Raw genomic sequence first — 13,140 nt, 5'->3', positions numbered from 1 at the left:
GGGGGCTGTGGACACTGGAGATCGCCTGCTGACACCGGGCGAGGTGGCCGCGCTGTTTCGGGTGGACCCGAAAACTGTGACGAGATGGGCCGCCGCCGGCCGGATCGGCAGCATTCGGACTCCAGGCGGGCATCGCCGGTTTCGGGAATCCGAGGTGCGAGCGCTACTCGAGGGGGAAGGCATGCTCGACGAGGCGGAGGACGTGGGTCGACCACGCAACGCCGGTCCGACTGCCTCCACCGGGCCTGGTCCGGCCAACGCCGGAATGTACTGATCCGAGCGTGCTGCCTGGCGTGGACCCGGTCCGCGCCAGGCAGGCGTATGCACCAACGCGACCGTCAGGGCCGGTCCGCGCCGAGCTTTCCGGACCAGCGGTGGAACAGGGTGTGCGGTACGCCCATCGCGTCCAGCACCTTGCCGGCCACGAAGTCGACCAGTTGCTGGGCGGAGGCGGACGCGCCCGCGCCATAGAAACCCGGATTGGCCGGCAGGACCACCGCACCGGCGTCGTGCAGCGCGATCAGGTGCTCCAGATGGCTCCGGGTGACCGGGGTCTCCCGGGGCACCACGACCACCGGTCGGCGCTCCTTGAGGTTGACCTCCGCGGCCCGCTGCAACAGGTCCTTGGAGAGGCCGATGGCGATGCCCGCACAGGCCGCGGTGCTGGCCGGCACCACCGTCATGCCCCGCGCCCGGTAGGAACCGCTGCTGGGGCCGGCAGCCAGGTCACCGGCCGCCCAGTACCGCAGGTCGTCTCCGGTCAGGTCACGGCCGAGCCAGGCCGCCAGATCGTCGGACCAGTGGCCGTCCCGGAACGGTCGGCCGGTCTCGTCGAGGATGGTCAGCCGGGCCGCCCGGGAGACGATCAGGTCGACGGCCGCCCCGGCGTCGAGGAGCGCGCGCAGCACCGCCGCCGCGTACGGCGTACCTGATGCGCCCGAGACGCCGACCACCCATGGTTCCCGCATCCGACAAGACTGCCTGGTCAGCCGGGCGGGGTCGCGGCCGGGTCGGCCCGGGTGCCGGGAGAGCGCTTCCCTCTGGCATGCTGTGGCCGCGCAACGTACACCTGCCAAAGGGATTCGGTGATGACCGGCGGATCGAAACGGTTCGACTGCCCGATCCCGCCCCGGCTGTCGCCGCACGCCGATGCCGTCCAGGAGTGGCTGACCGACCGGCTCGCCCGGGTCGACCCGACGCTGGAGCGGGGCACCCTGGACCGGCTGCACCGGGCCGGTTTCGCCCGGTACGCCGGCCGGCTCTACCCGGACGCCACCGAGGCCGACCTGCGGACGCTGGCAGCGCTCTTCACCTGGTTCTTCCTGGTCGACGACCACTGTGACAGCCGCTCGACACCGGAGGACGTCCACGCGCTGCGGGAGGGGGTGCTGCGGCTGCTGCGGGTCGGCCCGGCGTCCCGCCATCCGGGCCTCACCGGCCGGCTGCGCCGGATCCTGGTCGACGCCTGGCACGTCCCCCGGCAGCGGATGCCGCAGCGGTGGCGGGTCCGGTTCAGCGACGCGGTGGCCCACCACCTGTCGGGGGTACGCCGGGAGGCGGCCAACAAGGCCGCCGGCCGATTGCCGACCCGCGCCGAGTACGTGCCGCTGCGCCGGGCCACCTCGGCGGCGTACGTGTCGTACGCGTTGATCGAGTTCGCCACCGGTCGGGTGCTGCCGGACGCGGTCTACCATCATCCGCTGCTGGTCCGGGTCGCGGAGACCGCCAACGACCTGCTCTCCTGGTTCAACGACGTGGTCTCGCTGGACCGCGACCGGGCCGGCTCGGGCGGGCACAACCTGGTGCTGGTGACGGCCCACGAGCGCGCGGTGTCGCCGGAGGCGGCGGTGGCCCTGGTGGTCGACGAGTGGCAGGCGACGATGGCGCGCTTCATGGAGTTGTGCGCGGCGGTGCCGTCGTTCGGGCCGGGGCTGGACGAGGCGGTCGCCGTGCACCTGGCCGGCGTGGCGAACTCCGTCCGGGGGACCATCGACTGGTCCCTGGAGTCCGCCCGCTACCCCACCTGACCCGCCGCGCCTGCCGATCACCGGCCGCGCGATCCCAGCGACCCGGCCTGCGCCATCCGGCACCGCCCCGGCCCGAGCCGCCCGGCACGACCGGCCCGGGGCGGGCCGGTGATCAGGCGCGCAGGCCCAGTCGGAGCACCAGGTCGAGCAGGGCGAAAAGGAACAGCGCGATGCCGACGAAGCCGTTGGCGGTGAAGAACGCCCGGTTGACCTTGCTCAGGTCGGTCGGGCTGACCACCACGTGCTGGTAGCCGAAGGCGAGCGCGGTCAGCGCCAGCCCGATCCAGAACGGCCACCCGAAGCCGACCAGCGCGCCGAACCAGACGAACAACGCGAACGTCACCACGTGCGCCACGGTGGAGGCGTGCAGCGCGAACCGCAGCCCGTACCGGGCGGGCACGCTGCGTACCCCGATCTGGCGGTCCACCTCGGCGTCCTGGCAGGCGTAGATCAGGTCGAAGCCGCCGATCCACAGGCCGACGGCGGCACCGAGCAGCCAGGCCGGCCAGGAGCCGGCGAAGGTGCCGGTGACCGCGAGCCACGCGCCGACCGGGCCGACCGCCTGGGCCACCGCCAGGATGCCGTGCGGCCAGTCGGTGAACCGCTTGCCGTACGGGTAGACGACCAGCGGCACCACGGCGAGCGGCGCGAGCATCAGGCAGAGCGGGTTGAGCAGGGCGGCGGCGGCGAGGAACACCACCAGGGCGACGGCCGCGCCGGTCCAGGCCGTGCGCACGCTGACCGCCCCGGTGACCAGCTCCCGTCCGGCGGTACGCGGGTTCCGGGCGTCGATCCGCCGGTCGAGGATCCGGTTGGCGGCCATCGCGAACGTCCGCGCCCCGACCATCGCCACGGTGATCAGCAGCAGGTCGCCCCAGCGGACCCGACCGCCGTTGACCTGCATCGCGGTCAGCGCGGACAGGTACGCGAAGGGCAGCGCGAAGACCGAGTGCTCGATGGCGACGAGCCGGAGGAAGGACTTGACCCGGCCGGGCCGCTCGCCGACCGTGGTCATCTGATCCCGTACTCCTTCCAGCGCTTGTCGACCAGGGCGACCACCTCGGGTGACATGGTCATCTCCTCCGGCCAGCCCCGGGTGTAGCCCTCGGTGGGGAGCTTGCGGGTGGCGTCGATGCCCGCCTTGCCACCCCAGAACTGCTGGTACGAGGAGTGGTCGAGGTGGTCGACCGGGCCTTCGGTGAGCAGCAGGTCGCGGGCGTAGTCGACGTTGCCGAAGGCCCGGAACGCGACCTCGTGGTAGTCGTGCACGTCGCAGTCGTCGTCCACCACGACGATCAGCTTGGACAGCGACAGCAGGTGCGCGCCCCAGATCGCGTTCATGATCTTCTGGGCGTGCTTGGGGTACCGCTTGCGGATGGAGACGATCACGCAGTTGTGGAACACCCCGGCGGCGGGCAGGTCGTAGTCCACGATGTCCGGGATCAGCAGCCGCAGCAGCGGCAGGAAGATCCGCTCGGTGGCCTTGCCGAGGCCGTGGTCCTCCTGCGGCGGCTTCGAGGTGACGATCGAGTGGTACACCGGGTCGCGCTGCATGGTCATCGCCTCGATGTGCAGCACCGGGAACGGTTCGACCGGGGTGTAGAAGCCGGTGTGGTCACCGAACGGGCCCTCCGGCAGCCGCTCGCCGGGCTCCAGGTAGCCCTCCAGGACGACCTGGGCGTGCGCCGGCACCTGGAGCGGGACGGTCAGGCAGTCGACCATCTCCACCCGCTCCCCGCGCAGGAACCCGGCGAACAGGTACTCGTCGATGTCACCGGGGAGCGGCGCGCTGGCCGAGTAGCTGACCACCGGATCGCAGCCGATCGCCACCGCCACCGGCAACCGCTGCCCCAGCCGCTCGGCGACCGCGTGGTGCGCGGTGGAGTCCTTGTGGATCTGCCAGTGCATGCCGAGCGTGTTGTGGCTGTGCTGCTGAAGCCGGTACAGCCCGAGGTTGCGCTTGCCGGTCTCCGGGTGCTTGGTGTGGGTCAGCCCGTAGTTGTGGAAGATCCCACCGTCGCCGGGCCACACCTGGAGGCCGGGCAGCCGGTTCAGGTCGACGTCGTCACCCCGGTAGACGACCTGCTGGCAGGGCGCGGTCTTGACCTTGCGCGGCGGGACGGACTTGAGCTGCATGACCTTGCCCAGCCCCTCGCGGATGCCGGACCAGCCGACCGGCAGCTCCGGCTTGACCATCGCGCCGATCCGGTCGCCGATCTCGTTCAGCGACTCGACGCCGAGCGCCATCGCGGTCCGCTTCTCGGTGCCGAACAGGTTGATCGCCACCGGCATCTCGCCCCGGGTCGGCCGCTCGAACAGCAGCGCCGGCCCGCCGGCCCGGACCGTCCGGGTGACCACCTCGCTGATCTCCAGCGTCGGGTCCACCGGCACGCCGACGCGGCGCAGCTCGCCCGCGCGCTCCAGCGCCGTGAGGAAGTCCTTGAGATCGGTGTACGGGAAGCCACGCGCCATGTCCCCAGTCTCCCGCACCAACCTGAGCACCTTCCCACCCGGTCCCCGGCTACCTGGGAACGGCGGATTGCAGCGCAAGCCGGAGCCCGGCCCACTGGATTCGCCGCGCCGTGGCGTCGCTCCGCTCGTACCCGTCGATCCGCACTCCGGCCCCGGAAGGACGAGCCGGACCAACGAGTACGGCGAGCTGCCGGGAGAGGCGCTGGCGCGACTCACCACACCCGCACCGCCGCTCCAGAGCGCCCAACGGACCAGATGATCGCACCGATGCGTCGGCCACTCGGAGATCCGGAACACCTTGTCGACCCGCAGCCGGTTCTCCACATGATCGCCGTCCCGGATCGGCTCCTGATGTCCGCAGCCGGTCCGCGTCAGGTACGTCCCCTGTCACCGGGCCTGCCCCTGCCGTTGACGCGCGGTTGACAGGCCCCGGTGTCCACTGCCCCGATGGCTGGGCCGCGACGGGCGGACCACCGCGAGGGAGGTCCCCATGAGCGGACGCGCGACCCGGGCGGCGCTGGTCGCCCTCACCGTCACGGCGAGCCTGCTCGTCGGTCCACCTCCGGCGGTGGCCCAGACCACCACCGCCTTCCTCGCCAGCGCGGACAGCTACGTCAACGCGGGCAGCCCGGCCACCAACTACAACAGCACCAACACACTCGCCGTCGCCGCGACACCCACCCGGGTCTCGTACCTGAAGTTCACCGTCACCACGCTGACCGACCCGGTCATCTCCGTCCACCTGCGGCTGCACACCCAGAACGTCAGCAACGCCGCCAGCCCCGCCGGCGGTACCGCGCAGCAGGTCGGCACCGGCTGGGCGGAGAGCACCCTGACCTACGCCAACCGGCCCGCGTCGGTCGGCGGCACCCTCGGCTCGCTGGGCAAGGTGCTCCCGAACACCTGGTACGAGATCGACGTCACCTCGGCGGTGAACGGCAACGGCACGTACGCGTTCTCGGTCGCGTCCGACAACCCCGACGGCGCGTACTACGACAGCCGCGAGTCCGGCACGTTCGCCCCCCGGCTGGTCGTCCTGACCGGCAGCTCCGGCACCGGCGACAACGTGCTGCTCAACGGCGGTGACATTTCCGCCTGCGCCACCACCGGGGCGGCGCAGACCGCAGCGATCATCGCCCGGGAGCCCGGCACCGTGATGGCCGGCGGGGACCTCACCGACAGTGGGACGGCGGCGCAGCTCGCCAACTGCTACGGCCCGACCTGGGGCAAGTTCAAGGACCGCACCAAGCCCATCCTCGGCAACCACGACTATCTGACCGCCGCAGCCAAGCCCACCTTCGACTACTTCGGCCCGGTGCTGCCGCCCGGCAAGGGCTACTACTCCTTCGACCAGGCCGGCTGGCACATCGTCGTGCTGAACACCAACTGCTCCCAGGTGGGCGGCTGCCAGGCGGGCTCGGCCCAGGAGCGGTGGCTGCGCGCGGACCTGGCCGCCCACCCGAACCGCTGCACCCTGGCGCAGTACCACCATCCGCTGTTCAGCTCCGGCGGCCGGGAGTCGTCGAACGTCCGCCCGCTGTTCCAGGCGCTGTACGACGCCGGGGCCGAGATCGTCATCAACGGCCACAACCACCAGTACGAACGGTTCGCCCCGCAGAACCCGAGCGGGGTCGCCGACCCGGCCCGGGGCATCCGGGAGTTCGTGGTGGGCACCGGTGGGCGTCCGCTCCAGAGCTCCTTCCCGGAGCCGGCGGCGAACAGCGAGGTCCGCAACGGCACCACCTTCGGGGTGCTGAAGCTGACCCTCTCGCCGAGCAGCTACACCTGGCAGTTCCTGCCGGTGGCCGGCGCGACCTTCACCGACTCCGGCAGCGGCACCTGCCATTGACCCTCCCCGGGAAAGTCAGCCCGCGTCGTGCGGTCGTCAGCCGTCCGACGTGGGCGGTTCCGGCAAGGGCGCCGGGGGTATCTCACTTCCGCTGGCCGGAGCCGGTGTCCGGGCGGCAGGCTGAGGAACATGTCGGACGCGTACGTGGTCGGTGATCCGGACGGGCTGTCGCCGCTGCTGGTCGAGCTGCGGGACGCCGTCTCCCGCGAGCTTTACGCCCAGCTCGCGCTACGCGCTGAGCGGATCGAGCTGGACGCCGTACCCGAGGTGGCGTACCAGATCACCCGCCAGGTCGAGCGGGTCCTGACCCACCGTCAGTGGCCCCGGTAGAGCCGCTCCGGGTCGACGAGCACGACATCGTCGCGGCCGGCTGCCGATTCCCGGAGGTCCTCGGTGAACCCGTCGCCGCTGGCCAGCAGCAGCCGGGTGGCGGAAGCCTCCACCCCGGGTCGACGGGACAGCAGATCCCGGGCCCGTTCCAGCCGGTCCAGGTCCGGCCGGCCGAGGGTACGGCCCCACTTGACCTCGCTGATCGCCAGCAGGGGACGGGGACCGTCGCCCGGTGGTGGCTCACCGAGCGCGACGAGATCCAGCTCGTGGCTGGTCCGGCTGGCCGGATCGGTGAGGGTTGCCGCGCTCGCTTCGGCGACGATCCCAGCGAAGGTCTCCGGGGCGGCGAACCGGAGCGCCCACTGCCGGACGGTCTCCTCGAAGCCCGGCCCGAGGACGGCGCTGGCGTACCGACGCTGGGACCGTCGCCAGACGTCGGTCCCACGCCGCCGTTCGAGGGCGGTCCAGGCTGGTCGCATCACCGCCTGGTAGAAGGTGATCAGCGGCTCGGTGATCCGGTAGCGGCTCCGACCGCTGCGCAGCGGGTCCGGTTCGCGGGCCAGCAGTCCGGCGTCCTCCAGAACGGTCAGCGGGTGCTGGAGGTCGGTGGCCTTGCGACCGATGTAACCGGCGATCCCGCCCCGGGTGCCGTTGCCCTCGGCGACCGCCGCCAGCACCGAGTGGTAGAGCGCGGCATCGCGGAGGTCCGGGTCCTCGGCGAGCAGGTACCGGGCCTCGCGGAACAGCGGCCGGGCCGGGTTCAGCACCGCCCGTACCACCCAGTCGTCGAAGTCGTCCGGGCCACTGGGCGCGTCGTCCTGGACGTACTCGCGGCGGTAGGCCGGCGTGCCCCCGACGATGGCGAACAGCCGGGCGGCCAGGAGTGGATCGTCGATCCCCCAGAATGCCGCCGCCGCCCGGTAGTCCAGCGGCGCGACCGGCAACTCCAGGCCGGCGCGTCCGCGGAGCGGGGCCGAACCGGCGAGCAGCCCGCCCATGAACGACAATGCGGAGCCGCAGAGCAACAGCCGGGTACGGGACTCGGTCCGCTCGGCCCGCCCCGGCGTGAGTGCGTGCTGGATGATCGACGGCAGGTCCCGGCTGGCGCGGGCCAGGTACGGGAACTCGTCGATCACGACTGTCACCGGACGCCGCCGGCCGAGCGCGAGCAGCGCGTCCACGGCCGCCGCCCAGTCGGTGAGGTGCACCGGCCCGGCGGCGTCGGTGTACAGGCCGAGGGCCTCGCCGAGCCGGCGCAGCGACTCCGTCGGGGTCGCCTCGGTGGCGCCGAAGTAGAAACCTCCGGTAGCCCGGGTCAGCTCGTAGAGGAGGAGGGTCTTACCCTGCCGGCGACGACCGCTGACCACGCCGAGGGTTGCTCCCGGCCGGTCGTCGGTGGCGAACCGGGTCAGCTCGGCCCACTCGACGTCCCGGTCGAAGATCTCCGCCGGCTTGCTGAGCATCGTCCACCCCAGGATGTATAACTACACTTCTTATAAGTGTAGTTATACATCCTGCGGAGCGGTGATCAGTCGAGGCCGCCGTACGAGTGCAGGCCCTCGAAGAAGATGTTCACGCCGAACAGGTTCATCAGCACGGTGAGGAAGCCCAGCACGGCGATCCAGGTGGCGACGTTGCGCTTCACGCTCGGCGTGGCACGGGCGTGCAGGTACCCGGCGTAGATCACCCAGGAGATGAACGACCAGGTCTCCTTCGGGTCCCAGCCCCACGGCCGGCCCCAGGAGGCCTCGGCCCAGATCGCCCCGGCGATCACCGCGAAGGTGAAGACCGGGAAGGCGAAGGCGTGCAGCACGAAGGTGAGCCGCTCCAGGCTCTCCGCCGCCGGCATCCGCTTGGCGAGGGTGTACGGGAAGCTCCGCCGGCCCTGCTCGTACCCGTTGCGCATCAGGAAGGTGACCGCCGGGACCGCGCCGAGCAGGAAGATGCCCGAGGCGAAGACCACGGTGGAGACGTGGATGACGAACCAGTACGAGTTGAGCGCCGGCACCAGCGGCACCACCGGCACGTAGAGCACCAGCTCGGCGGTGGCCAGCAGCAGCACCATGACCAGGGTGAGGAACAGCCCGAGCCGGCGCAGCGACGGCCGCTTCCAGAGCACCGTCAGCCAGCCGACCACCCCGATGAACGAGACCGTCAGCACGAACTCGTACATGTTGCCCCAGGGCATCCGGTCGGCGGCCACCCCCCGGGAGATCAGCCCGCCGAGGTGCAGCAGCGCGGCGACCACGGTGGCGACGACGGCGATCCGGCCGGCGAGCCGGGCCCGTCCGGCCGGGTGGGCCGGACGCTTCGCCCCGACCGCCGGCGGCTCGGCCGGGTCGGTGCCGGCACCGCCGCCCGTACCGCCGACACCTGCGCCGACCAGCTCGCGGGCCGGCGGCGCGGCGACCCGGGGCCGGGCGTTGCCGAGGGCGTACTCGACGGCGTGGCAGATCATCGCGACCAGGTACGCCAGGGTCGCGAAGGTCACCAACTGATCGGAGAGCGCGGACATCACTCGGTCCCTTCTCGCGGGCCCTCGGTGGCCCGGTCGGCACCCCGCACCGCCTCCACGAGTTGGCTGAACTCGGCGGCGAAGCCGGGATACTCGGTGCGCGGCAGCCCACCGGCCTGCACCACGCTACTACCGCCCGTAGTTGATCTTCCGTCCGGGTCGGCGGCACCATCAGCCGCACCCGCCGGAACGTCAGCCGGAGCCCCGGCCGGCACGTCGACCACCCCGGCCGGAGCACCGGCCGGCACGTCGGCGCCGGCCGGCAGCACCCGGAACCAGACCCGGCGACGGCGGCCGAACAGCGACCCCATCAGCCCGACCAGCAGCACTCCGCAGCTCACCAGCAGCACCGTCGAGCCCGGGTCGTACCGGACGGAGAGCGTGATGAACGGCCGGGTGCCGAGGAACTCCAGGCTGCTGCCGTCGTCCAGGGTCCACTTCTCGCCCGGCCGGAGCAGCTTGGCCTCCCCGAGCTGCTTGAGCTTGCCGTTGGCGACCTGCCGCTGGTCGAGGCGGTACACCGAACCGGGGATGCCGGCGTCCACCCCGAGGTTCCCCCGGTACGCGACCAGGAAGACCGCCGGGTTCCGCTCGGTCGGGTGCTCCGACCGCACGTACGGCGGCGAGTCCGGGGCGGTGGGCAGGTACAGCCCCTCGAACGCGATCTGGAGGTCGGGGTCCCGCTTCCCGGTGGCCGGGTCGACGTTGACGTCCGGGAACATCGCCACGCCCTCACCGGTGAGGGTCCCGTCGATGGTCAGGAACGGCTCGGCGCTCGTCTGGGTGACACCGTTGCGGTCGGTGTACCGGAGGACCGGCGCGTACCCGTGCCCGAGCAGGTAGACGTTCGCCCCGTCCAGCCGCAGCGGCGAGTTCACCGAGAAGTCCGCCCGCCGGGCCGCCTTGCCGTCCTCGGTCACCGTCACCGTGGCGTTGTAGAACTCCGGCTGGCCGGACTCCAGGAACCGGGCCTGGAACTCCTCCAGGGTCAGGCAGAACGGCGGCAGGTCCGGGCTCTGCACCCGGGCACCGAACTTCGACTCCGCGTACTGGAACTGGGTGTTGCAGAAACCCTTGTCGTCGCCGGCCACCAGCAGCCGGTTGCCGCTCCAGCCGTACCACGAACCGACCGCCACGCCGATCAGCACCGCGATCAGCGACGTGTGGAAGAGCAGGTTGCCGGTCTCCTTGAGGTACCCCTTCTCGGCGGACACCTCGTTGCCCCGGACCACCACCCGCCAGCGGCGGCGGCGCAGCACCGCGGCGATGGCCTCCGGGCCGCCGTCGTGGCCGGTCACCGTCGCGTGCTGCGGCAACCGGTCCAACCGGCGCGGCGCGGCCGGCGGTACCGAGCGCAGCGCGCGCACGTGGTCGCGCAGCCGGGGCACGATGCAGCCGACCAGCGAGGTGAACAGCAGCAGGTAGATCGCGGAGAACCAGACCGAGCCGAACACCTCGAACCCGCCGATCCGGTCCAGCGTCGGGGCCAGGTCGGGGTACTCGACGAAGAAGTCGTCCACGTCCTCCGGGTTGACCCCGCGCTGCGGCAGCACCGAACCGGGCACCGCGGCGACCGCGAGCAGGAAGAGCAGGATCAGCGCGGTACGCATGCTGGTGAGCTGCCGCCACGAGTTGCGCAGCAGGGCCAGTACCGGATTGGGGCGGCGACGCGGAGCCGGCGCGGACGGCGCGGCCGGGCGGTCGTCGACGGCGGTCATCAGATGCTCACCTCGCCCAGCCCGAAGGTGGTCTGCAACCAGATCACGAAGCCCCGCCAGCCCCCGGTGAGCAGGGCCAGGCCGATCAGCACCATCAGCACCCCACCGACCCGGGTCACCCAGCGGCTGTTGCGCCGGATCAGCCGGAACACTCCGAGCAGCCGCTGGAAGGCCAGCCCGAACACCACGAACGGCAGGCCCAGCCCCAGGCAGTACGCCACCGCGAGCAGCACCGCCCGGTCGGTCTGCCCGCCGGCGGTGGCCATCCCGAGCACCGCCCCCAGGGTCGGCCCGGTGCACGGCATCCAGCTCAACGCGAACACCGCGCCGAAGACCGGCGCGCCGAGCAGGCCGGCCGACGGGAGCCGCTGGATCCGGAACTCGCGCTGGAGTCCGGGTAGCACGCCGACGAAGGCGAGGCCCAGCACGATGACCAGCGCCCCGATGACCATTTCCAGCACCCGCTCGTACCGGAAGAGGACCTTGCCGATGCTGGCGAAGAGGATCGCGGTGGCGGTGAAGACGGCGGTGAACCCGGCGATGAACAGCAGCGTCCCGGCGAGTACCCGGCCCTTCACCGCGACGGTCGCCGCCCGTCGCTGGCGTACCGCGAGCGTCGTTCCGCCGCTGCTGCCGCTGTCGGCCGGAGGCTCCTGCTCCGGACCCGGTGTCGGCTCCGGCCGGCGGCCTTCCAGGTCGGCCCCGGCCAGGCCGGTGACGTACGACAGGTAGCCGGGGACCAGCGGAAGCACGCAGGGCGAGAGGAAGCTGACCAGGCCGGCGAGGGCCGCCGCGCCGACGGCCAGCCAGATCGGGCCGCTCTCGGCGAGGGTCCGGAAGGTCTCGCCCATCAGGGGTTGCCTTCGGCGGCGACCCGCTCGACGACCGGCTGGAGCGCGTCCTGGAGGACCGCGCCGCGACGTACCACCGCGATCCGGCCCTCCCGGTCGAGGACGACGGTGGCCGGGATGGCGTTCGGCGCGATGTCGAAGTCCAGGGCGGTGCGGCCGGGCGGGTCGAACAGGCTCGGGTATGTGACCCCGTAGCTCTTCTCGAACGCCTTCGCCTTGTCCCGGCTGTCGGTCACGTTGATGCCGAGGAAGGTCACCCCGGAGCCCTTGGTGGCCTGGTAGGTGTTCTCCAGGTCGTCGGCCTCGGCCCGGCACGGGTTGCACCAGGAGCCCCAGAAGTTGATCACCACGACCTTGCCCCGGTCCTGGGTGAGGTCGTAGCTGCCGCCGTTGAGGAGTTCCCCCGCGATCTTCGGTGCGGTGCCGCGCTGGTCGGGGGCGCACTCCAGGAAACCGTCCCGGGTGGTGCAGCGCTGCTCGCCGCCCTCGGCAGCGGTACAACCGGCCAGCGCCACCGCCGCGACGGCGGCGAGCACGGCCACCGCCCGTCGACCCGGCCCGGCGGACCGGCGGACCGGCGGGCCGGCGGACGGTCGTCCCGGGCGGACGGGCACAACCGCGACCGGGCTCCCCGGACCGGCGGACCGGCGGGCGAGCAGACCGGCGGTCCACCTCCGGGCGTTCATCAGGCCCCCTTGGCTGTCCTGGCGGTCGGCGACATGGCGATCAGGTGCGCGGCCGGCTCGGAGTAGCCGATCCCGACCACCTTCGCCCCCTCGAAGTGGAACGAGGTGAGGCTGGCCAGGCCGCACTGCCGACGACGCGGGTCGTGCCAGAGCCGCTTGCGCTCGACGTACCGGCGCAGCGTCCAGATCGGCAGCTGGTGGGAGACCAGGACCGCCTCGCGGCCCTCGGCGGCGACCCGGGCGGCGTGCAGCGCGGCGAACATCCGCTCGGCGATGGTCCGGTACGCCTCGCCCCAGGACGGGGTGACCGGGTCCCGCAGCACCCACCAGTTACGCGGGTCGCGGAACGAACCGTCACCGGGGCTGACCTTCTTGCCCTCGAACCAGTTGGCGCTCTCGATCAGGCGCTCGTCCACCCCCACCGGCAGCCCGAACTGCGCGGCGATCGGCTCGGCGGTCTGCTGGGCGCGTTCCAGCGGGCTCGCCACCACGTGCACGACCTGCCGGTCGGCGAGGCCCTGCGCGGCGGCCTTGGCCATCTGCACGCCCAGCTCGGAGAGACGGAAACCGGGCAGCCGGCCGTACAGGATCTGGTCAGGGTTGTGCACCTCGCCGTGCCGCAGCACGTGGACCACCGTCTTGCCGCTCACCGCTGTGTTCCCTCCGTTCGCGACTGCGGGGCTCGCAGACCC

The 13,140-nt window shown here is 72.1% G+C and carries 13 protein-coding genes; 4 read left to right on the top strand and 9 right to left on the bottom strand.

Going from position 1 to position 13,140, the window contains the following annotated elements:
* Window positions 1-7: 7 nt before the first annotated feature.
* Window positions 8-274 (top strand): BldC family transcriptional regulator, encoded by a 267-nt coding sequence (locus PVK37_RS07785; protein ID WP_275033098.1) that lies wholly within the window; start codon window positions 8-10, stop codon window positions 272-274.
* 64 nt (window positions 275-338) lie between these two features.
* On the opposite strand, the gene PVK37_RS07780 is transcribed toward PVK37_RS07785, so the two are convergent.
* Window positions 339-968 (bottom strand): UbiX family flavin prenyltransferase, encoded by a 630-nt coding sequence (locus tag PVK37_RS07780; RefSeq protein ID WP_275033097.1) that lies wholly within the window; start codon window positions 966-968, stop codon window positions 339-341.
* A gap of 120 nt (window positions 969-1,088) precedes the next feature.
* Between PVK37_RS07780 and PVK37_RS07775 the strand changes: the two genes are divergently transcribed.
* Entirely contained in the window at window positions 1,089-2,027 is a 939-nt protein-coding gene (locus PVK37_RS07775; protein WP_275033096.1) for a terpene synthase family protein, read from the top strand.
* Window positions 2,028-2,139: 112 nt separating this feature from the next.
* Here the strand turns inward: PVK37_RS07775 and mqnP are convergent, their stop codons facing one another.
* Window positions 2,140-3,042 carry a menaquinone biosynthesis prenyltransferase MqnP gene (gene mqnP / locus PVK37_RS07770; RefSeq protein WP_275033095.1) on the bottom strand — a complete coding sequence of 301 codons (903 nt, stop codon included), beginning with the start codon at window positions 3,040-3,042 and terminating at the stop codon, window positions 2,140-2,142.
* Window positions 3,039-4,499, bottom strand: coding sequence for a menaquinone biosynthesis decarboxylase (locus tag PVK37_RS07765; protein WP_275033094.1), 1,461 nt, complete (start codon window positions 4,497-4,499; stop codon window positions 3,039-3,041). The genes mqnP and PVK37_RS07765 overlap by 4 nt, the downstream gene beginning before the upstream one ends.
* Before the next feature lie 490 nt (window positions 4,500-4,989).
* On the opposite strand from PVK37_RS07765, the gene PVK37_RS07760 reads away from it, so the two are divergent.
* Both PVK37_RS07760 and PVK37_RS07755 read left to right on the top strand, forming a co-directional pair.
* Complete coding sequence (locus tag PVK37_RS07760; RefSeq protein ID WP_275033093.1) at window positions 4,990-6,348, top strand: CBM96 family carbohydrate-binding protein; 1,359 nt, start codon at window positions 4,990-4,992, stop codon at window positions 6,346-6,348.
* Between the two features lie 129 nt (window positions 6,349-6,477).
* Window positions 6,478-6,678 (top strand): hypothetical protein, encoded by a 201-nt coding sequence (locus tag PVK37_RS07755; protein WP_275033092.1) that lies wholly within the window; start codon window positions 6,478-6,480, stop codon window positions 6,676-6,678.
* On the opposite strand, the gene PVK37_RS07750 is transcribed toward PVK37_RS07755, so the two are convergent.
* From PVK37_RS07750 to PVK37_RS07725, 6 genes are all read right to left on the bottom strand, one after another.
* Window positions 6,663-8,141 (bottom strand): AAA family ATPase, encoded by a 1,479-nt coding sequence (locus tag PVK37_RS07750; RefSeq protein WP_275033091.1) that lies wholly within the window; start codon window positions 8,139-8,141, stop codon window positions 6,663-6,665. The two genes, PVK37_RS07755 and PVK37_RS07750, sit on opposite strands and share 16 nt — an antisense overlap.
* Window positions 8,142-8,206: 65 nt before the next feature.
* Window positions 8,207-9,193: a c-type cytochrome biogenesis protein CcsB gene (gene ccsB, locus PVK37_RS07745; protein WP_275033090.1), complete on the bottom strand. Its 987-nt coding sequence runs from the start codon at window positions 9,191-9,193 to the stop codon at window positions 8,207-8,209.
* A complete protein-coding gene (resB, locus tag PVK37_RS07740; RefSeq protein WP_275033089.1) occupies window positions 9,193-10,911 on the bottom strand; it encodes a cytochrome c biogenesis protein ResB in 1,719 nt (572 codons plus the stop codon). The genes ccsB and resB overlap by 1 nt, the downstream gene beginning before the upstream one ends.
* Complete coding sequence (locus tag PVK37_RS07735) at window positions 10,911-11,762, bottom strand: cytochrome c biogenesis CcdA family protein (protein WP_275033088.1); 852 nt, start codon at window positions 11,760-11,762, stop codon at window positions 10,911-10,913. The genes resB and PVK37_RS07735 overlap by 1 nt, the downstream gene beginning before the upstream one ends.
* Window positions 11,762-12,448: a TlpA family protein disulfide reductase gene (locus tag PVK37_RS07730; RefSeq protein WP_275033087.1), complete on the bottom strand. Its 687-nt coding sequence runs from the start codon at window positions 12,446-12,448 to the stop codon at window positions 11,762-11,764. The genes PVK37_RS07735 and PVK37_RS07730 overlap by 1 nt, the downstream gene beginning before the upstream one ends.
* Complete coding sequence (locus PVK37_RS07725; RefSeq protein ID WP_275035007.1) at window positions 12,448-13,083, bottom strand: histidine phosphatase family protein; 636 nt, start codon at window positions 13,081-13,083, stop codon at window positions 12,448-12,450. The genes PVK37_RS07730 and PVK37_RS07725 overlap by 1 nt, the downstream gene beginning before the upstream one ends.
* Window positions 13,084-13,140: the final 57 nt, after the last annotated feature.

This window comes from Micromonospora cathayae (assembly GCF_028993575.1).
Taxonomy (GTDB): Bacteria; Actinomycetota; Actinomycetes; order Mycobacteriales; family Micromonosporaceae; genus Micromonospora; species Micromonospora cathayae.
Note: the sequence above shows the minus strand (reverse complement) of the source record. Positions and strands in the feature narration are given on the sequence as shown.

Excerpts from the sequence above, each read along its gene's own strand:
- PVK37_RS07780 (WP_275033097.1), bottom strand. The coding sequence starts at position 968 with ATGCGGGAACCATGGGTGGTCGGCGTCTCGGGCGCATCAGGTACGCCG.
- PVK37_RS07765 (WP_275033094.1), bottom strand. The coding sequence starts at position 4,499 with ATGGCGCGTGGCTTCCCGTACACCGATCTCAAGGACTTCCTCACGGCG.
- PVK37_RS07775 (WP_275033096.1), top strand. The coding sequence starts at position 1,089 with ATGACCGGCGGATCGAAACGGTTCGACTGCCCGATCCCGCCCCGGCTG.
- mqnP (WP_275033095.1), bottom strand. The coding sequence starts at position 3,042 with ATGACCACGGTCGGCGAGCGGCCCGGCCGGGTCAAGTCCTTCCTCCGG.
- ccsB (WP_275033090.1), bottom strand. The coding sequence starts at position 9,193 with ATGTCCGCGCTCTCCGATCAGTTGGTGACCTTCGCGACCCTGGCGTAC.
- PVK37_RS07755 (WP_275033092.1), top strand. The coding sequence starts at position 6,478 with ATGTCGGACGCGTACGTGGTCGGTGATCCGGACGGGCTGTCGCCGCTG.
- PVK37_RS07750 (WP_275033091.1), bottom strand. The coding sequence starts at position 8,141 with ATGCTCAGCAAGCCGGCGGAGATCTTCGACCGGGACGTCGAGTGGGCC.
- PVK37_RS07735 (WP_275033088.1), bottom strand. The coding sequence starts at position 11,762 with ATGGGCGAGACCTTCCGGACCCTCGCCGAGAGCGGCCCGATCTGGCTG.
- PVK37_RS07760 (WP_275033093.1), top strand. The coding sequence starts at position 4,990 with ATGAGCGGACGCGCGACCCGGGCGGCGCTGGTCGCCCTCACCGTCACG.
- resB (WP_275033089.1), bottom strand. The coding sequence starts at position 10,911 with ATGACCGCCGTCGACGACCGCCCGGCCGCGCCGTCCGCGCCGGCTCCG.
- PVK37_RS07730 (WP_275033087.1), bottom strand. The coding sequence starts at position 12,448 with ATGAACGCCCGGAGGTGGACCGCCGGTCTGCTCGCCCGCCGGTCCGCC.